Source organism: Arsenicicoccus sp. UBA6765 (assembly GCF_002453335.1).
GTDB classification, from domain to species: Bacteria; Actinomycetota; Actinomycetes; order Actinomycetales; family Dermatophilaceae; genus Arsenicicoccus; species Arsenicicoccus bolidensis.
Map to the genome: position 1 here is coordinate 40529 of NZ_DKGR01000018.1, position 17225 is coordinate 57753.

The following is a 17225-nucleotide window of genomic DNA, read 5'->3' on the forward strand; positions in this document are numbered from 1 at the left end:
AAGCCCGGGGTCTCACGAGGTGAAGTCGCCGCCGGCCACCCGCACGCGCCGCAGCAGGGCGAACAGCTGCTCGTGCTCGTGCGTCGTCAGCACGTCCAGCCCGAAGTCCAGCTCGTGCAGGTCCTGCGTCGCCGCCTCCATCACCGCGCGGCCCTCGTCGGTGATCTGGGCGAGCGTGCCGCGACCGTCCGCCGGGTTGGGCACCCGCCGCACGAATCCCTGCGCCTCGAGCCGCTGGACGATGCTCGTGGCGCTGGTGGGGTGGACCATGAGCCGCTCCCCGATGACGCTCATCGGCAGCCCGCTGTCGCGGCCGAAGGTCAGCAGCACCAGCGCCTCGTAGCGCGCGAAGGTCAGCCCGTGCTGCGCGCACGCCTGGTCGAAGGCCGTCGTGAGCATCTGCGCCACCCGCAGCAGGCTCGTGGCCGTCGCCATCTGCCGGGACGGCGCGGCCTCGCCCCAACGTTCGCGCCACGAGCTCTCGGCGCGGGCGATCGGGTCGAACGGCAGGTTGAGGGGGGCGGTCACCTGGGCAGGATAGAGGGCCGTATGCCGCAGCGCCCGGCGTTCGGCGGGGTCAGCCCCTCGCGCGGCGCTGCACCAGGACGAGGCCGACGAGGGCGAGCGCCGTGCCGAGGCCCGGCACCCAGAACCTCAGGCCGTAGGTCGTCGGCCCCTCGTGCGACACCGCCGTGCCCGTCAGCAGGCCGGTGTGGGCCTTGATCCGCAGGTCGTCCGAGGGGCCCAGCGGCGTGTCGTCGTCGGCCGAGCAGTCGACGTCCGTCTCCCGGAGCGTGGCGTCCGTGGGGTCCACCCAGGTCACGCGGCACCGGTCGCCGCCCTGCACGGCCACGACGGAGGAGTCCACGTCGTGGCTGGTGATCCAGGCTCCCCAGCCGAGCATGCCCGCCACCATCGAGAGCACCCCGACCGCGACGAGCCCCTCGGGCAGGTGGGAGCGGTGCCGCCGCCAGGACAGGACCAGCGCCGCGAGCACGGCCAGGCCGACGAGCAGCGCCAGCACCACGAGGATGTCGGTCATCGAGACCCGCCCTCGCGCGGCTCGCGGTAGTCCGTGGGGTCGAGCCCGCCGTCCCGCGCGACGTGGGTCTCCACGCCGGGAACCGTGTCGGTGTTGTGGGCGCTGACGGTGCGCCACCCGTCCTGGCCGCGGCGTCCGACGAGGGTCAGCACGCCGCGACGCTCGCCGGCCGGCTCCCCCGCCGGCGAGAGCTGACCGGTCAACGACCACTGCGCCACGACCACGGCGACCTCGCCGAGGCGGCGGACGCGACGACGGCGGAGCGTCATACTGCTCTGCCCGAAGATCCGCTCGAAGCCGTAGGCGTGCGCTCCCCTGATCCCCGCCCGGTCGCGCCACCACAGCCCCACGACGTTGACGAAGTCCGCGTCGGCGGTGAACAGGTCCGCCAGGGCGTCGGGGTCGTGGTCGTTCCAGGCCTCGACGAACGCGTCAGCCAGCTGCTCGGGCTCGGCGATCACGAGGGGCGGTCGGCGAGCTTGGCCTCGAGGCGCTCCAGCTTGCCGTCGAGCTCGCCCGTCCGGCCCGGGCGCAGGTCGGCCTTGAGGACGAGGCTGACGCGGGGGCTGTGCTCGGCACAGGCGTCGCACGCGCGCTTGATCACCGCCATGCACTCGTCCCACTCGCCCTCGATCGTGGTGAACATCGCGTCCGTGCGATGGGGCAGGCCAGAGTCGCGGACCACCGCGATGACGTCGGCGACCGCGTCGGAGACCGAGCCGGTCTCGTCGGCGGCGGTGGCGGGAGCGATCGAGAAGGCGAAGAGCATGCCTCGATCCTAGGGCGAGGCCTCAGCGCGCCTGGTCGGGGGTGCGTTCGTGGGCGCGGTCGATGCTGCGGTCGTCGGCTGGGACGATGGCGTCGGGCCGGCCCGACCCGTCCGGCCCGTCCACCGGCGCCACGAGCTGCCACACGACGCAGAGCACCAGCAGGACCGCGGCACCCGCCGCGATGCCTGACGTGAGCATGTAGTAGAGCAAGGCGTGGGTCCCCATGTAGGGGCCCACCGTGATCATCGTGCGGACCGCGAGCGCCGCCGCGACGATGACGGGGGCGCGCACGATCCACGGGGCCAGGTCGGGTCGCAGCCGGGGCGTGCGATGCACCCGCCGGTCCCGCAGCTCGCGCCACATCACCCACGCGATCGCGACTAGGCCGAGGACGGAGAAGGCGTACATGAGCCACCGGCTCATCGGGATGCCCGCGACGACCTGGTCGAGGAAGGGCACCCGGTTCGTCGTCCAGCTCGGCTCGTGCGTGAACTGGTCCCAGCCCAGGTGACCCAGGTTGGCGAGCAGCACCGCGAGCGGGACCGACCACCACGCGGAGCGAGGGAGGGCGCGGCGGCGGCGCAGCCGGTCCCGCAGGGCGTCAGGGGCGGCGTCACGCAGCGGCTCGGCGAGCAGGTAGGTCCAGGCGACGACCATCAGGATGCCGACGGGCAGGTCGAACACCGCGAGACCGAACCAGGTGTGCGTCCACGAGTGCCCCTCGTCACGGCTGCCCAGCAACCCGCCGGGGACGTAGAGCGGCACGTCGGGAGACAGCGATCCGGCCACCAGCGCGGTCAGCGGCAGGCCACTGCGGCGCAGCGGGAGCACCAGAGCGGGGTGGGCGAGGGTGAAGGGCACCTCACCACTGTACGCAACCGTGGGTGGGCATCGCGTGACGAATCGGACATCGTGACGGGGGCCCGTGGATCGCCATACGGCACAGGCGAACTGCTGGCGAGCCCCGAGGGAGAGCTCGGTCCGACGGAGGTCGGCCGGGCTGCGCGGCTGCCTGGTCGCCAGGTCAGGTCAGGTCAGGTCAGGTCGCCGATGACTTGGTCGGCCGCGGCGTAGGGGTCGCTCAGGCCGTCGACCACGGCCGCGGCCAGGGCCTCCATGCCGTGGTCGCCACGCAGGTCACCCATGCGCTCGCGCAGGCCCTTGATGACGATCGACTCGATCTCGTCGGTCGCCCGCTTGAGGCGTCGCTGGCGCAGGACGCCCTTGTCGGTCATCCACGCGACGTGCTTGTCGAGCGCCTCGACGACCTCGTCGACGCCCTCGTGCTTGTGGGCGACGGTCTTGATGACCGGTGGCCGCCACAGCCCGGCCTCGGTGCGGTCGCCGAGCGAGATCATGTGGCGGATGTCGCGCACCGTGTTGTCGGCGCCGTCGCGGTCGGCCTTGTTGACCACGAAGACGTCGCCGATCTCGAGGATCCCGGCCTTGGCGGCCTGGATGCCGTCGCCCATCCCCGGCGCCAGCAGGACGATCGTCGTGTCGGCCAGCCCCACGACCTCGACCTCGCTCTGCCCGACGCCGACGGTCTCGACGAGGATCACGTCGCAGCCCGCGGCGTCGAGGACCCGCAACGCCTGCGGCGTGGTCCAGGACAGGCCGCCGAGGTGACCGCGGGAGGCCATCGAGCGGATGTAGACCTGCGGGTCGAGCACGTGGTCGGCCATGCGGATGCGGTCGCCGAGGAGCGCGCCGCCGGAGAACGGCGACGACGGGTCCACGGCGAGGACCCCGACGCGCAGGTCCCGCTGGCGCAGCGCGGTGACGAGCGCGTTGGTGGAGGTCGACTTGCCGACGCCCGGGGAGCCGGTGATCCCGATGACGTGGGCGTGCCCGGTGTGGGGCGCGAGCGCCGCCATCACCTCGCGCAGCGCCGGATGGGCGTCCTCCACCATCGAGATGAGGCGGGCGACCGCGCGGGGGCGGCCGGCGCGGGCCTGCTCGACGAGGGACGGGATGTCGACCTGGCGGGACACGGTTGTCAGCTCCTCCTGCGTGGTGCGCCGCTCGTGCTGGCGAGCGGCGTGGTCGTACCTACCGGGGGCGAAGGCATCAGCCTGCGGTGCGAAGGCCGGTCGATGCCTCTGCCCCCGGCGGGTCTGCTACTGGGCGACTACTGGGCGACCTTGATGATCAGCGCGTCACCCTGGCCGCCGCCACCGCACAGCGCGGCCACGCCGGTGCCGCCGCCGCGGCGTCCCAGCTCCAGGGCGAGGTGCAGCACGATGCGGGCGCCGGACATGCCGAGCGGGTGGCCGAGCGCGATCGCGCCGCCGTCGACGTTGACCTTGTCGGCGTCCACGCCGAGCTCGCGCGTCGAGGCGATCCCCACGGCCGCGAAGGCCTCGTTGATCTCGATCAGGTCGAGGTCGGTGGGGGCGATGCCCTCCTTGCGGCAGGCGGCGGCGATCGCGTTGGCGGGCTGCTGCTGCAGGGACGAGTCGGGGCCGGCGACGTTGCCGTGCGCGCCGATCTCGGCGATCCAGGTGAGGCCGAGCTCCTCGGCCTTGGCCTTGCTCATGACGACCACGGCGGCGGCGCCGTCGGAGATCTGCGAGGCCGTGCCGGCGGTGATCGTGCCGTCCTTGGTGAAGGCCGGACGCAGCTTGCCGAGGGACTCCGTCGTCGTGTCGCCGCGCACGCCCTCGTCGGTGCGGAACTCGATCGGGTCGCCCTTGCGCTGCGGGATCGTGACGGGCACGACCTCTTCGTCATACCGACCGGCCTCCCACGCGGCCGCGGCCAGCTGGTGCGAGCGCGCGGCGAACGCGTCCTGCTCCTCGCGGGACACCGCCAGGTCGCCGGAGTTCTCCGCCTCGGTCAGCAGGCCCATCGGCTGCTCGGTGAAGACGTCCCACAGGCCGTCGACCACCATCGAGTCGGCCAGGGTGGCGTCGCCGTACTTGAAGCCGTCGCGCGACTTGGCGAGCAGGTGAGGCGCGTTGGTCATCGACTCCTGGCCACCGGCCACGATCACGTCGAACTCCCCCGCGCGGATCAGCTGGTCGGCCAGGGCGATCGCGTCGAGCCCGGACAGGCAAACCTTGTTGACCGTCACGGCGGGGACGCTCATCGGGATGCCGGCCTTGACGGCGGCCTGGCGGGCGGGGATCTGACCGACGCCGGCGCCCAGGACCTGGCCCATGATGACGTACTCGACCTGGTCGGGCGCCACGCCGGACTTGTCGAGCGCACCCTTGATGGCGACGGCGCCGAGGTCGGCCCCGGAGAACCCCTTGAGGGAGCCCATGAGCCGGCCCATCGGGGTCCGGGCGCCGGCCACGATGACGGACGGACTGGCAGTTGCGGACATTGAGAGGCCTCCAGCAGCGGTGGTGGGTCAGGCTCGTGCCCGCCCACCTTATCCAGGTCCCGGCGCCTCGCTCTGCGGAGGGTGACGGGCGTCGCGTCGTGCGGGGACGTGAGCCTCGTCATACCGCGCCGTCCGTCGGCCCCCGGGTGAGTGGCCGCAGACCCCCGGTCCTAGGCTGGAGGCATGGCTGACAACACGCTGCAGGGACTGTTCACGCACATCGACCACGTCGGCATCGCGGTCCGCGACCTCGACGAGGCCATCGAGTTCTACGAGACGAAGTACGGCATGACGATGGCCCACCGCGAAGTCAACGAGGAGCAGGGCGTCGCCGAGGCGATGATGGCGGTCGGCGACTCGACCTCCCACATCCAGCTGCTCGCCCCCCTCAACGAGCAGAGCACGATCGCCAAGTTCATCGACAAGTCCGGCGTCGGCATGCAGCAGATGGCCTACCGCGTCGAGTCCATCGACGACGTGTGCGCGACCCTCAAGGAGCGCGGCCTGCGCCTGCTCTACCCCGAGCCCAAGCGCGGGACGGCCGGGTCGCGCATCAACTTCATCCACCCCAAGGACGCCGGTGGCGTGCTGGTCGAGCTCGTCGAGCCCGCGCCGGGTGGCATGCACTGACCTCAGGCCCCGGCCGTATGCCGGGAGCGCCCGACCCCACGCGGGGTCGGGCGCGCCCGCGTCCTGCCCCCAGCCGCCTGTCCTGACCCGCCTGTCCTGCCTCCCCTGTCCTGACCCGCCTGTCCTGACCCGCCTGTCCTGACCCGCCTGTCCTGACCCGCCCCGCCCGTGGCGGGGAGCAGCCCCCGTGGCGTTGAGCGGCGACCGTGGCGTGCTGCGGCTCGCCACCTACGCTGCTGGGCACCTCCGACACCGGGAGGTGCCACCTGCGCGACATCATGAGCACGACAATCCGTGAGATCCCCCGGCCAACGCCCGCCGGAACCCGTCAGAAGGGCCCGTCGTCCACAGCGCGACGCGTTGCGGAACGCCCCATCCACAGGAGCAGCCGGGACCCTGGTCGCGAATGGGCCACGCAGACATCCTCAGTCCATGTCGATCCCCCCAGCCCTGCTCGCCCGTGAGTTCTTCTCGCGCGAGGACGCCCTCGCCTCCGGCGTCACCGACTCCGATCTCCGCAGCGCGGTCAAGGCCGGCACGATCACCCGGGTGCGACGAGGCTGGTACACCGCCGAGGACCTCCCGTGGCCACGGGACCACCACCGGGTGGACACACGCATCGAGATGCACCTCCACCCACATCAACGTGCGAGCCACCACAGCGCTCTGATCCATCTCGGCCTCCCGGTGCACGAGCCGGACCTGTCCACGATCCACATGCGATGGAGGACCTCGGGGTGCCCGCGTGAGAGTCGCGGACGCGTCTATGTCCACGAAGCCCTGCTGCTCGACTCCGGGTGCAGGGTCGCTCGGGCCGTCATGGAGACCGCCCTGCTGGACCCCGAGTCCGCCCTCATGGCGGCCGACGAGGCGGTGCGCACGGGCCGGACGACGGCGAACGACCTCGCCGTGTGGGCTCAGCGGCTCGCGTTCGAGCGAGGCGGATCAGGAGTGATGCTCGTGCACCGGCTGGCGGACGGCCGACGCGAGTCACCCGGGGAGTCACGTTCCGCTCTGGCGCTGCACCACCTCGGCTACGCGACGACGCCGCAGGTCCCGGTGACCGGTCGTCTGAAGCGCTACCGCGTGGACGGGGCCATCGACGGCGAGTGGGTCTGCTTCGAGTACGACGGGCGCGGGAAGTATGCCGACCCGGTGTCAGGCCGTGTGCTGCCCAGCGAGAAGGTGCGTGAGGACGACATCCGCGATCAGGGGTGGGAGGTCGTCCGCATCACCAACGAGCTGCTCGACGACCCCGCGCTGCTGCGCCGGAAGGTCGAGGGGGCACGCCTGCGGGCCCGGCGGCGTCACGGGATGAACCGGAGGGTCGCGGCAGCCTGACTTCTTCTATGGCGGAGCGCCCGCCCCACACGGGGTCGGGCGCTCGCCCGTGCCGAGGCACCACCGGCCCCCGCGGCAACCACCCGCCCCCGTGGCCGCCGCCCGCCCCCGTGGCGTGCTGCAACACACCACCGGGACTGGCCGGCACCACGGGGGATGGCGGAGCCCACCACGCAGAACCCCGCCGGACTCTGCGGGGGCGCGTCCGGGGCGCCCCCCGGCCGCCACCGGCCCCCGTGGCAACCACCCGCCCCCGTGGCCGCCACCAGCCCCCGTGGCGTGCTGCAACACACCACCGGGACTGGCCGGCACCACGGAGGATGGCGGAGCCGGGGCGTGGTCGGCGGGGTCAGCGGATGCGGCCGGAGCGCACGAGCTCGCCCACCGGCACGGAGCTCAGCCCTCGCGCGGCCAGGGCCTCCAGCAGGTGCGGCAGCGCCTCCACCGTCTGGTCGCGGGGGTACTCCTGGGCCCAGCGTCCCTCCACCCGGCCACCGTCGTGCGCCAGGACCACCGCGCCGGGGTCGAGCGCCTCGCCCAGGCCGGTGCCCCCGACGCGCGCGCCGTCGTGCAGGCACGCCTCGAGGCAGGAGCTCCAGAAGGCCTGACGCTCCCCCAGCGACCGGGCGACCTCGGCCACCGACGTGCTGGTGCGGCCCACGGGCGGGCGCAGCAGCCGCGCCCCCGCGTCGCCGATGACGCGGCGGCCGCGGGCGATCTGGTCGCGGACCTCGGCGTTCGAGATCTCCGTCAAGTGGGCGTGGTCGTGCGTGTGGTTGGCGACCTCGTGGCCCTCCGCCCGCATGCGCGCGACCAGGTCGGGGTGGGCCGCGGCGTTGGCGCCGACGACGAAGAAGGTGGCGCGCGCGTCATACCGGCGCAGCAGGTCCAGGACCGCGGGGGTGTAGCGCGGGTCCGGCCCGTCGTCGAAGGTGAGCGACAGCACGGGCCGGTGGGTCCGGACATAGCTGACGCAGTCGCGGTCCGCGCGGCGCGACTGCGGCGAGGAGGTGGGGCCGAGGGCGAGCTCGAGCCGGCCGTCGTCCGTCACGGCGAGCCCGGCGCCAGAGACGGCGCACAGGACAGCGCCGGTCAGCGCCGTCCGGCGCGACACGACGAGCGACCCCAGGCCCGACAGCCCGGCCCTCCCCACCCGCATGGTCCCCCGCATCCCCCAGGGCACGAACGACACCGTCTGCCCCATCGCGCTCGGCTTGCCCGGGCGGTGCGGCCATGCTAGCGCCCCCGGCACGTGAGCGACGTCACCCCTGTGTCGGAGGTCTCAGACCCCTATCGCCGTGACGTGACCCGCCAGTAGCGTCCCGGGTGAGGCGGCACGCAGTGGTGCCCCATGCCCGAGGAGCAGACATGACGAACGACGCCATGACCGCCATCCGCGACGCCATCCTGAGCGGGGACCGGTCGGCCGAGACCTACGCCGGCCTGGCCGTCCCCGAGTCCTACCGGGCCGTCACGGTGCACAAGGACGAGGTCGGGATCTTCGAGGGCCGGGCGAGCCGCGACAAGGACCCTCGTGAGAGCCTCCACCTGGACGAGGTCGCCCTCCCCGAGCTCGCGCCCGGAGAGGCGCTGGTCGCCGTCATGGCGAGCTCGATCAACTACAACACGGTGTGGACCTCGATCTTCGAGCCGGTCCCGACGTTCGGCTTCCTCGAGCGCTACGGCCGCACGAGCGACGCGGGCAAGCGCCACGACCTGCCCTACCACGTCGTCGGGTCGGACCTGTCCGGGATCGTGCTGCGCACCGGGCCGGGCGTGCACATCTGGGCCCCCGGCACCGAGGTCGTCGCCCACTGCCTGTCGGTCGAGCTGGAGCACCACGACGGGCACAACGACACGATGCTCGACCCCGAGCAGCGCATCTGGGGCTTCGAGACCAACTTCGGCGGCCTCGCCCAGCTGGCGATCGTCAAGGCCAACCAGCTCATGCCCAAGGCCGAGCACCTCACCTGGGAGGAGGCCGCCTCCCCCGGTCTGGTCAACTCCACGGCCTACCGCCAGCTCATCTCGCGCAACGGCGCCGGCATGAAGCTCGGTGACCGCGTGCTCGTCTGGGGCGCCTCGGGCGGCCTCGGGTCCTACGCCACGCAGATGGCCCTGGCCGGTGGCGCGACCCCGATCTGCGTCGTCTCCTCCCCGGAGAAGGCCGAGATCTGCCGCAAGATGGGCGCCGACCTGGTCATCGACCGCAACGCCGAGGGCTACCGGTTCTGGAAGGACGAGCAGACCCAGGACCCCAAGGAGTGGAAGCGCCTGGGCGCCAAGATCCGTGAGCTGACCAACGGCCACGACCCGGACATCGTCTTCGAGCACCCTGGCCGCGAGACCTTCGGCGCCTCGGTCTACGTCACGCGCAAGGGCGGCACGATCGTGACCTGCGCCTCGACGTCCGGATACATGCACGAGTTCGACAACCGCTACCTGTGGATGAACCTCAAGTCCATCGTCGGCTCGCACTTCGCCAACTACCGCGAGGCCTGGGAGGCCAACTCCCTCATCCGCCGCGGCCTGATCCACCCGACGCTGTCCAAGACCTACACGATGGACGAGGTCGGCCAGGCCGCGCTCGACGTCCACCGCAACGCCCACCAGGGCAAGGTCGGCGTCCTCACCCTCGCCCCCGAGCAGGGCCTCGGGGTGTCCAGGCCCGAGATGCGGGCCGAGCTCCAGTCCGAGATCGACCGGTTCCGCGACGTCTGAGCCGTATGACGAGGGGCCCGGCCGCCCGCGTGTGACCCACGTGGCGGCCGGTCCCCGACATACCCTCGGACCGTGAGGATCCCCCTGGTCGACCGGACGGTCGCGGCACGTCGCCGCTGGCACGCCTATCGCGCCCGCCAGCGCGAGGCCCTGGCCGAGAGCAACCGGATCAGGCGCGACGCCGCCGACCTCCCGGTGGGCGGGGACGCGGGCGAGAGTGTGGGCGGGGACGTGGGCGGGGGCGTGGACACCACGCTGACCGGCGGGACGGTCGAGCCGACGGCGTCAGGGACCGGCGACCCGACCACCACGACGACCACGTCCGGCGCGACACCTTCGGCCCCCACGCGGACGGGGGTCCCGCTGATCCATCAGTCGCCGTTCACCATCGGCTTCGTCGGCGCCATCGGCGTGCTCGCCGCCGCGACGCTGTGGAGCATGATCGGCGCGCTCAGCCTCACGCTGACCCTGCTGACCGTCGCGTTCTTCCTCACCCTCGCCCTCGACCCGCTGGTCCAGCGGCTCGTGACGGGTGGGCTGCGCCGCGGCGCCGCGGTCGGGATCGTGTTCCTCGGCCTGCTCGTCGTCTTCGCGCTCCTGGCGGGCCTCGTCGTCCCGCCGGTCGTCGAGCAGTCCTCCGCCCTGATCAAAAACGCCCCCGACTACGTCACCCAGCTCCTCGGCCAGCCCTGGGTGCAGAACCTCGACAAGGACTACAACCTCACGGCGCAGGTGCAGCAGCAGCTCACCGAGCGGCTGCGCGACCAGACCTTCCTGTCCACGGTGGCGGGCGGGCTCATCGGGGCGGGGCAGGCGCTCGGCAGCGGCATCTTCCAGACCTTCACGGTCCTCATCCTCACGCTCTACTTCCTCGCCAGCCTGCCCACGACCAAGAAGGCGGCCTACGCCGTCGTCCCGGCCAGCCGTCGCGCGCGGGTCGTCTACCTCTCCGAGGAGATGATGCGGCGGGTCGGCAGCTATGCGATCGGCCAGGTGGGCGTGGCCACGATCAACGGCCTGCTCAGCTGGATCGCCATGAGGATCCTGGGAGTCTCGTATGCCGAGGTGCTCGCCGTCACGGTCGCGTTCCTCGGGCTGATCCCCATGGTCGGAGCCGCCCTGGGTGGAGCGCTCGTGACCGGCGCCGGCCTGATCCAGAGCCCGCAGACAGGGCTGATCCTGCTCGTCTACTACGTGATCTACCAGCAGGTCGAGAACTACATCATCGTGCCGCGGATCATGCAGCGCACCGTGGCGGTGCCCGGGGCGGTCACGGTGGTCGCGGCCCTCGCCGGCGGCACGCTGCTGGGCATGCTGGGTGCGCTGCTGGCGATCCCGACGGCCGCGGCGCTGCTCCTGCTCTACGAGGAGGTGCTCGTCCCGCGTCAGCGACGCCTGTGACCTGCCGCTCACCTGCTGCTGACCCAGCGTGATGCTTCGTGATGGTGAGCGCCCGGTCCGGTGAACCTTGCGCCGCCCCCCCAGCCCCAGCCGCACCCCGGACGCAACCCTGCCATAACGTGAGTGTTGTCGAGAGCGCGAGGGGGAATCGCATGACGGTGGAGAGCACGACTACGCCGACGACAACGCCGACGATCGTGCCACGACGGCCCTGGGTCAGGTGGCTGCGGACCCACCTCTCGGTGGTGGACCAGCTGCGCGAGGACCGCCAGGCTCACGACGGCGACGTCACGACGCCAGGATTCCAGGCCGTGGCGTCGGCGCGGATCGGCGCCTGGGTGGACGCCGGCGAGGCGCCCCGGTGGGCGCGGGTCCCCGCAGACCTGGTCAGCCGGGCCGGATATCTGGTGTGCCGCAACGTCTACGGCATCGAGCTCCCCCGCACGGTCGCGCTCGGCCGGCGTGTGCGGATCGCGCACCAGAGCGGCATCGTCATCCACCCGCACGCCACGATCGGCGACGACTGCGTCATCCGGCAGAACGTCACGCTCGGCGCCGGCAGCGGCAAGCCCGAGACCTTCCGTCGGCAGGCGCCGCGCATCGGCAACGGCGTCTCCATCGGCGCGGGTTGCGCGATCGTCGGGGGTGTCCGGGTCGGCGACGGGGCCAACCTCGGACCCAACACCACGATCATGACCAACGTCCCCGAGGGCGCCACCGTCGTGGACCAGCAGCCCCGGGTCCTGCGCATCCCCACGGTCCGCTGATGGCCGGGGAGCTGATCGCCCGCGCCCGCGGGCAGCTGGCCGAGCACGACCTCGCGCAGGGCCTCGCCACCCTGGGGCGGGTGGCCACCGAGACGGACGACCTGACCACCTGGCTCGCCGCCGACCGTCTCCTCGGGCAGCTGTGGCAGCGCGCGGACGGGCACGACGCCCCTCCCGGGCTGCGCAGGACAGTGCGCCTCGCCCTCCTGAGCAGCCACACGAGCGGCCAGCTCGCGGTCGCGCTGCGGGTGGCGGCACTCGCGCACGGCATCCGGCTGGAGGTCCACGAGACCCCTTACCGGGCCTACGAGGAGCAGGTGCACGATCCGACGTCGGCGCTCTACGCGTTCGGGCCGGACGTGGTGGCCCTCGTGATCGACCGCCGTGACCTGCACCTGCCGCCGATCAGCGACGACCCGGTGGTGGACGTCGCCGCCGAGGTCTCCCGCTGGACGCGCCTGTGGCAGGTGCTGCAGGAGCGCACCGGCGCGCGGATCGTGCAGACGACCTTCGTCCCGCCCACCGACGACCCCTACGCAGGCCTGGCCTTCGCGTCGCCGGGTGGCCGCGTCGCGATGATCCGCCGCCTCGGGCTGGAGCTGGCGGCAGCAGCCCCCGACGGCGTGCACCTCGTGGATGCCGAGACGGTGGCCGCCCGGGTCGGCGAGGCGCAGTGGCACGACCCGCGCTACTGGTACCACTCCAAGCACGCCGTCGGCCTGGCGGCGCTCCCCACCCTCGCCACCGCGATCCTCGACGTCACGGCCTCGGCCCTGGGGCTCGGACGCAAGGTCGTCGTGCTGGACCTGGACAACACGTTGTGGGGCGGTGTCGTCGGCGAGGACGGCGTCGGCGGGATCCAGCTCGGATCGGGAGCCGCCGGCGAGGCCTACGTCGACCTCCAGGCCTGGCTCAAGGAGCTCACCCGCCGAGGCATGCTGCTCGCGGTCGTCAGCAAGAACAACCCCGACGACGCGCGGGAGCCCTTCGAACGCCACCCGGACATGCGGCTGACCCTGGACGACATCGTCGCGTTCGAGGCGTCCTGGGACGACAAGCCGCTCGCCGTGCAGCGGGTGGCCGCACACCTGGACCTCGGGCTCGACGCCCTGGTCTTCGTCGACGACAACCCCGTCGAGCGGGAGGCCGTCCGGCAGGCGCTGCCCCAGGTCGGTGTCGTCGAGCTGCCGGCCGCACCGACCGAGTACCTCCGCACCATCGCTCGGTTCCCGGGGCTGCAGGCCGTCGCCCTGACGCACGAGGACACCCGCCGCACCGCGCAGTACCGCGCCCGCGCACAGGCCGGCGCGTTCGCCGCGCAGGCCGGCTCTCGGGAGGACTTCCTCGCCGGGCTCGAGCTCGCGGCCACGATCGAGCCGTTGGACGAGGTCAACGCCCAGCGGATCGTGCAGCTCATCGGCAAGACCAACCAGTTCAACCTCACCGGCCGACGTCACTCGGCGGCCGACGTGCAGCGTCTCGCCGGCGTCGACCGGGCCGTCGTGTGGGGGATGCGCGTGCGGGACCGCTTCGACGACCACGGCCTGGTCGCGGCGCTCGTCGCCGTGCCGGACGGGGACGACCTGGTCGTGGACACCTTCGTGATGTCCTGCCGCGTGATCGGGCGCACCGTCGAGCAGAGCCTGCTCGTCGCACTGGCCGAGCACGCCCGCGACGCCGGGTTCGCGCGCCTGCGCGGCGACTTCGTGCCCACCGCAAAGAACACCCCCTCGCGAGACGTCTACCGGTCCAGCGGGTTCACCCGCGACGAGCGTCGTGCCGACGCTGCCGACGCGGGCGTCAGGCCCGACGCTGCCGACGCCGCACCCCGGCCTCAGGACCCGGACGCCCCGCAGACCTGGAGCCTCGACCTCACCCGCCCCCTCCCGCAGCCGCCGACCTATGTCGCCGTCGCGCTGCCTGCCCTGAAGGAGCATCGATGACCGAGCCGACCACCCTCGAGCAGGTCCAGGAGATCTTTCGCGACGTCCTGGCCGATCCCGACCTCACACTGACGCGCGAGACCGTCGCCGACCAGGTGGACGGCTGGGACTCCCTGGCGCACGTGAGCCTGATGTTCAGCGTGGAGAACGCCTTCGGGATCCACCTGTCCGACGCGGAGATGTCGGGGCTGAGCGACGTGGGCGCGCTGGTCGACGTCGTGGACGCCAAGCGCGACTGAGGGGACGTCGCAGGCGCTCAGTCCTCGACGACCTCGCCGTCCCACGTCGTCGGCAGGGGGCCGAAGCCCGGTCGCACCCGCGCGACGATCTCGTCCAGGGCGCGGCGGACGTAGGTCTCCCCCACCCACAGGTGCTTGCACCCGTCGACGCCGACGACCTCGGCCTGCGGCACGACCGAGAACTTCTCCCGCGCCTCGGCGGGCTGCAGGTAGTCGTCGTGCTCCGGCACCAGCGCCACGAGGGGCCGTCCGTCGACCGCCCACTCGCGCAGGTGCTCGGACCCGGTCCAGCGCAGCGGAGGGCTGAGCAGGATCGCGCCCTCGATGGCCGGGTCGAGGCCGTACATCAGGGTCAGGTCCGTGCCGAAGGACCAGCCGACGAGCCAGCGGTGCGGCAGCGGCGGAGTCTCGTGGAACTCGGCGTACTCGATGGCCGCCGCCACGTCGAAGCGCTCCCCCTCGGCGTGCTCGAACTCCCCCTCGCTGGTGCCGCGCGGCGAGCTCGTACCGCGGGTGTTGAAGCGCAGCACGGCGATGTCGGCCAGGGCCGGAAGCCGGTTGGCGGCCTTCTTGTAGACGTGGCTGTCCATGAAGCCGCCGTGGGTCGGCAGGGGGTGCAGCGTCACCAGGGTCGCCACGGGGTCGCGGTCCACGGGGAGCGCGAGCTCTCCGACGAGCCGGAGGCCGTCGGCGGTGTGCAGCTCGATCTCCTCCCTGCGGGATGGGAGGACGGTGTTGGCACGGATCTCGTGGCTGGGCAAGGGGTCTCGGCTCCTCGGGTGGACGGGCAAGGGGACGGCGGCGGACGGTGGGCCAGGGCGGACGGCTGGCTGGCTGGCTGGCTGCGCCATCAGACCAGCTGGTATGCCGGGGGCTAGTGGCGGTGATCCCGGGCGGACCAGCACGGGGTGTGCCAGTGCCGCCGGTCCGGCAGGCCTCGCAGCCCCTCGGCCGGCCACGCCACGACGTGCGCGACGGCATCGCTCAGGGTCTGCTGGCAGCCCGGGCAGCGATAGACCTTGCCCGTCGAGGCCCCACGGACGCCCCGCACGATCCACGCACCGTCGGGGTGGACCTCACGGCGCTCCATCCCCGCCAGCCGGCCCATCGCCAGCGGGACGTGCTGCTCGCTGCGTCGGTTGGCTCGGGGCATGCATCCATTGTCGCAAAGGTCGCGCCCTCCCTCCGCCGGAGCGAGAGGGAGGGCGCGTCGGCATACGGGCCGTGGTCAGTAGGTGCGGAAGCCCCGCTTGGTCTTGCGACCGAGGTAGCCCGCCGTGACCATGTGCTCCAGCAGCGGCGCCGGGGCGTAGCCGCGGTCGCGGAACTCGAGGTAGAGCTGCCGCTGGATCGCGTAGGACACGTCCAGGCCCACGACGTCCAGCAGCTCGAACGGGCCCATGGGCAGGGCGCAGCCGTTCTTCATCGCCGTGTCGATGTCGTCGGCCGTCGCGTAGTGGGCCTCGAGCATCTTGACGGCGTCGTTGAGGTAGGGGAAGAGCAGCGCGTTGACGATGAAGCCGGCGCGGTCGCCGCAGCGGACCGGCACCTTGCCGATCGTGCGGCACAGCTGCAGCACGGTCTCCTCGACGTCGCCCTCCGTGGAGACCGTCGTGACGACCTCGACGAGCTTCATCACCTGGGCGGGGTTGAAGAAGTGCATGCCGATGACGTCGCCGGGACGGCTCGTGGCCGCCGCGACCTGGATGACGGGCAGCGAGCTTGTGGTGGTGGCGAGGATCGCCCCCTGCTTGCAGACCTCGTCGAGCCGGCGGAACATCTCGGTCTTGACGTCGACGTCCTCGGCGATGGCCTCGACGACGAGGTCGACGTCGGCGAGCGCGGACACGTCGGTGGCGGCGGTGACGCGACCGAGCGCCTCTGCCTTGGCCTCCTCCGTCGCGCGCCCCTTGCTGATCGCCCGGTCCATGCTCTTGGCGATGGCGGCGGACACCCCGGCGACCTTGTCGTCGGTGCGGCCGACCACGACGACGGGGTAGCCCGCCTTGGCGAACACCTCGACGATGCCGGCGGCCATGGTGCCGGTGCCGACGACGCCGACCGTCGCGACGTCACGGGTGGGCCGGGGAGACTGCGACTCGACGGGGGTCAGCGCGTCCGCGACGATCTTGCCGGAGCCGGGCGCCTCGTAGGTGTAGAACCCGCGGCCGGTCTTGCGGCCCAGCAGCCCGGCCGTGACCATCTGCTTGAGGATCGGGCTCGGGGCGTGCAGCTTGTCGCGTCCCTCGCGGTACATCGTGTCGAGGACCTGGTAGGCCGTGTCCAGGCCGATCAGGTCGAGCAGCGCCAGCGGGCCCATCGGGTAGCCGCAGCCGTGCTGCATGGCGGCGTCGAGGTCCTCGCGGGTGGCGTAGCGCGACTCGTACATGCTCATGGCGTGGTTGAGGTAGCCGAAGAGCAGGTAGTTGCCGATGAACCCGGCCTTGTCGCCGACCACCACGGGGGTCTTGTCGAGGCGCTCGGCGAGCTCGCGGGCGGCCGTGACGATGTCGGGGTCGGTGACGACGGTGGAGATGATCTCGACGAGCTTCTGCACGGGAGCGGGGTTGAAGAAGTGCAGGCCGAGCACGCGCTCGGGGTGGCTGGTCGCCACGGAGATCTCGGTCACGGACAGGCTCGAGGTGTTGGTCGCGAGGACGCAGGACTCCTTGACGATGCCGTCCAGCCTCGCGAACAGGTCCCGCTTGATGGCGAGGATCTCGGGGACCGCCTCGACGACCAGGTCGCAGTCGGCGACCGCCTCGAGGTCGGCCGCGAAGGTGATCCGTCCGAGGATCTCCTGCTGCTCCTTCGCCGGCATCTTGCCGCGCTCGACGGCCCGGCCCGTCGACCGCTCGACGTGCCCACGACCACGGTCGACGGCGGCGTCGTCCATGTCGACGGCGACGACGCTGAGGCCGTGCCGTGCACAGACCTCGACGATGCCCGCACCCATGGTGCCGAGCCCGACCACTCCGATGGTGTCCAACGATCGCTCCATGCCTGGAAGTCTTGAGGGGGGTGATGCTGGTGGCAAGAC

At 72.2% G+C, this 17225-nt stretch carries 18 protein-coding genes; 7 read left to right on the forward strand and 11 right to left on the reverse strand.

Features of this window, described 5'->3' with window-relative positions; translation table 11 throughout:
* Positions 1–12: 12 nt before the first annotated feature.
* From B4K29_RS04605 to B4K29_RS04635, 7 genes are all read right to left on the reverse strand, one after another.
* Positions 13–528, reverse strand: coding sequence for a MarR family winged helix-turn-helix transcriptional regulator (locus B4K29_RS04605; protein ID WP_239265348.1), 516 nt, complete (start codon positions 526–528; stop codon positions 13–15).
* 49 nt (positions 529–577) lie between these two features.
* A complete protein-coding gene (locus B4K29_RS04610; protein ID WP_286966498.1) occupies positions 578–1042 on the reverse strand; it encodes a hypothetical protein in 465 nt (154 codons plus the stop codon).
* The gene (locus B4K29_RS04615) at positions 1039–1503 is read right to left on the reverse strand and encodes a YybH family protein (RefSeq protein WP_286961635.1); all 465 of its coding nucleotides are present in this window, start codon (positions 1501–1503) and stop codon (positions 1039–1041) included. Before B4K29_RS04615 ends, B4K29_RS04610 begins: the two co-directional genes overlap by 4 nt.
* Positions 1500–1811 carry a thiamine-binding protein gene (locus B4K29_RS04620; protein WP_286958985.1) on the reverse strand — a complete coding sequence of 104 codons (312 nt, stop codon included), beginning with the start codon at positions 1809–1811 and terminating at the stop codon, positions 1500–1502. Before B4K29_RS04620 ends, B4K29_RS04615 begins: the two co-directional genes overlap by 4 nt.
* A 22-nt stretch (positions 1812–1833) precedes the next feature.
* On the reverse strand, positions 1834–2673 hold the full coding sequence (locus B4K29_RS04625) for a DUF4184 family protein (RefSeq protein WP_286961636.1): 840 nt from the start codon (positions 2671–2673) through the stop codon (positions 1834–1836).
* Between the two features lie 173 nt (positions 2674–2846).
* Complete coding sequence (meaB, locus tag B4K29_RS04630) at positions 2847–3806, reverse strand: methylmalonyl Co-A mutase-associated GTPase MeaB (RefSeq protein ID WP_029212238.1); 960 nt, start codon at positions 3804–3806, stop codon at positions 2847–2849.
* 137 nt (positions 3807–3943) lie between these two features.
* Complete coding sequence (locus B4K29_RS04635; RefSeq protein WP_029212237.1) at positions 3944–5143, reverse strand: acetyl-CoA C-acetyltransferase; 1200 nt, start codon at positions 5141–5143, stop codon at positions 3944–3946.
* A 183-nt stretch (positions 5144–5326) separates the two neighbouring features.
* Between B4K29_RS04635 and mce the strand changes: the two genes are divergently transcribed.
* Both mce and B4K29_RS04645 read left to right on the forward strand, forming a co-directional pair.
* A complete protein-coding gene (gene mce, locus B4K29_RS04640; protein ID WP_019285631.1) occupies positions 5327–5773 on the forward strand; it encodes a methylmalonyl-CoA epimerase in 447 nt (148 codons plus the stop codon).
* A gap of 432 nt (positions 5774–6205) precedes the next feature.
* Positions 6206–7114: a type IV toxin-antitoxin system AbiEi family antitoxin domain-containing protein gene (locus tag B4K29_RS04645; protein ID WP_019285632.1), complete on the forward strand. Its 909-nt coding sequence runs from the start codon at positions 6206–6208 to the stop codon at positions 7112–7114.
* A gap of 349 nt (positions 7115–7463) precedes the next feature.
* On the opposite strand, the gene B4K29_RS04650 is transcribed toward B4K29_RS04645, so the two are convergent.
* Positions 7464–8306, reverse strand: coding sequence for a polysaccharide deacetylase family protein (locus tag B4K29_RS04650; protein WP_286961639.1), 843 nt, complete (start codon positions 8304–8306; stop codon positions 7464–7466).
* A 191-nt stretch (positions 8307–8497) separates the two neighbouring features.
* On the opposite strand from B4K29_RS04650, the gene ccrA reads away from it, so the two are divergent.
* From ccrA to B4K29_RS04675, 5 genes are all read left to right on the forward strand, one after another.
* Positions 8498–9835, forward strand: coding sequence for a crotonyl-CoA carboxylase/reductase (gene ccrA / locus B4K29_RS04655; protein ID WP_286966563.1), 1338 nt, complete (start codon positions 8498–8500; stop codon positions 9833–9835).
* Between the two features lie 72 nt (positions 9836–9907).
* On the forward strand, positions 9908–11236 hold the full coding sequence (locus B4K29_RS04660) for an AI-2E family transporter (protein WP_286961640.1): 1329 nt from the start codon (positions 9908–9910) through the stop codon (positions 11234–11236).
* Between the two features lie 152 nt (positions 11237–11388).
* On the forward strand, positions 11389–12003 hold the full coding sequence (locus B4K29_RS04665) for a serine acetyltransferase (protein WP_286961641.1): 615 nt from the start codon (positions 11389–11391) through the stop codon (positions 12001–12003).
* On the forward strand, positions 12003–13946 hold the full coding sequence (locus B4K29_RS04670) for an HAD-IIIC family phosphatase (RefSeq protein ID WP_286961642.1): 1944 nt from the start codon (positions 12003–12005) through the stop codon (positions 13944–13946). The genes B4K29_RS04665 and B4K29_RS04670 overlap by 1 nt, the downstream gene beginning before the upstream one ends.
* On the forward strand, positions 13943–14185 hold the full coding sequence (locus B4K29_RS04675; protein ID WP_286958991.1) for an acyl carrier protein: 243 nt from the start codon (positions 13943–13945) through the stop codon (positions 14183–14185). Before B4K29_RS04670 ends, B4K29_RS04675 begins: the two co-directional genes overlap by 4 nt.
* Positions 14186–14202: 17 nt before the next feature.
* On the opposite strand, the gene B4K29_RS04680 is transcribed toward B4K29_RS04675, so the two are convergent.
* The 3 genes from B4K29_RS04680 to B4K29_RS04690 all read right to left on the reverse strand — a co-directional run bounded on the left by B4K29_RS04680 (position 14203) and on the right by B4K29_RS04690 (position 17186).
* Positions 14203–14946 carry an alpha/beta hydrolase gene (locus B4K29_RS04680; protein WP_286961643.1) on the reverse strand — a complete coding sequence of 248 codons (744 nt, stop codon included), beginning with the start codon at positions 14944–14946 and terminating at the stop codon, positions 14203–14205.
* Positions 14947–15059: 113 nt separating this feature from the next.
* Positions 15060–15338 (reverse strand): hypothetical protein, encoded by a 279-nt coding sequence (locus tag B4K29_RS04685; RefSeq protein ID WP_286966499.1) that lies wholly within the window; start codon positions 15336–15338, stop codon positions 15060–15062.
* Between the two features lie 75 nt (positions 15339–15413).
* Positions 15414–17186: a 3-hydroxyacyl-CoA dehydrogenase family protein gene (locus B4K29_RS04690; protein ID WP_286966500.1), complete on the reverse strand. Its 1773-nt coding sequence runs from the start codon at positions 17184–17186 to the stop codon at positions 15414–15416.
* Between the last annotated feature and the right edge of the window lie 39 nt (positions 17187–17225).

Bases quoted from the DNA above. Each gene is read 5' to 3' on its own strand.
- B4K29_RS04610 (WP_286966498.1), bottom strand. From the start codon at position 1,042: ATGACCGACATCCTCGTGGTGCTGGCGCTGCTCGTCGGCCTGGCCGTG.
- B4K29_RS04620 (WP_286958985.1), bottom strand. From the start codon at position 1,811: ATGCTCTTCGCCTTCTCGATCGCTCCCGCCACCGCCGCCGACGAGACC.
- B4K29_RS04635 (WP_029212237.1), bottom strand. From the start codon at position 5,143: ATGTCCGCAACTGCCAGTCCGTCCGTCATCGTGGCCGGCGCCCGGACC.
- mce (WP_019285631.1), top strand. From the start codon at position 5,327: ATGGCTGACAACACGCTGCAGGGACTGTTCACGCACATCGACCACGTC.
- B4K29_RS04645 (WP_019285632.1), top strand. From the start codon at position 6,206: ATGTCGATCCCCCCAGCCCTGCTCGCCCGTGAGTTCTTCTCGCGCGAG.
- ccrA (WP_286966563.1), top strand. From the start codon at position 8,498: ATGACCGCCATCCGCGACGCCATCCTGAGCGGGGACCGGTCGGCCGAG.
- B4K29_RS04665 (WP_286961641.1), top strand. From the start codon at position 11,389: ATGACGGTGGAGAGCACGACTACGCCGACGACAACGCCGACGATCGTG.
- B4K29_RS04670 (WP_286961642.1), top strand. From the start codon at position 12,003: ATGGCCGGGGAGCTGATCGCCCGCGCCCGCGGGCAGCTGGCCGAGCAC.
- B4K29_RS04675 (WP_286958991.1), top strand. From the start codon at position 13,943: ATGACCGAGCCGACCACCCTCGAGCAGGTCCAGGAGATCTTTCGCGAC.
- B4K29_RS04685 (WP_286966499.1), bottom strand. From the start codon at position 15,338: ATGCCCCGAGCCAACCGACGCAGCGAGCAGCACGTCCCGCTGGCGATG.
- B4K29_RS04690 (WP_286966500.1), bottom strand. From the start codon at position 17,186: ATGGAGCGATCGTTGGACACCATCGGAGTGGTCGGGCTCGGCACCATG.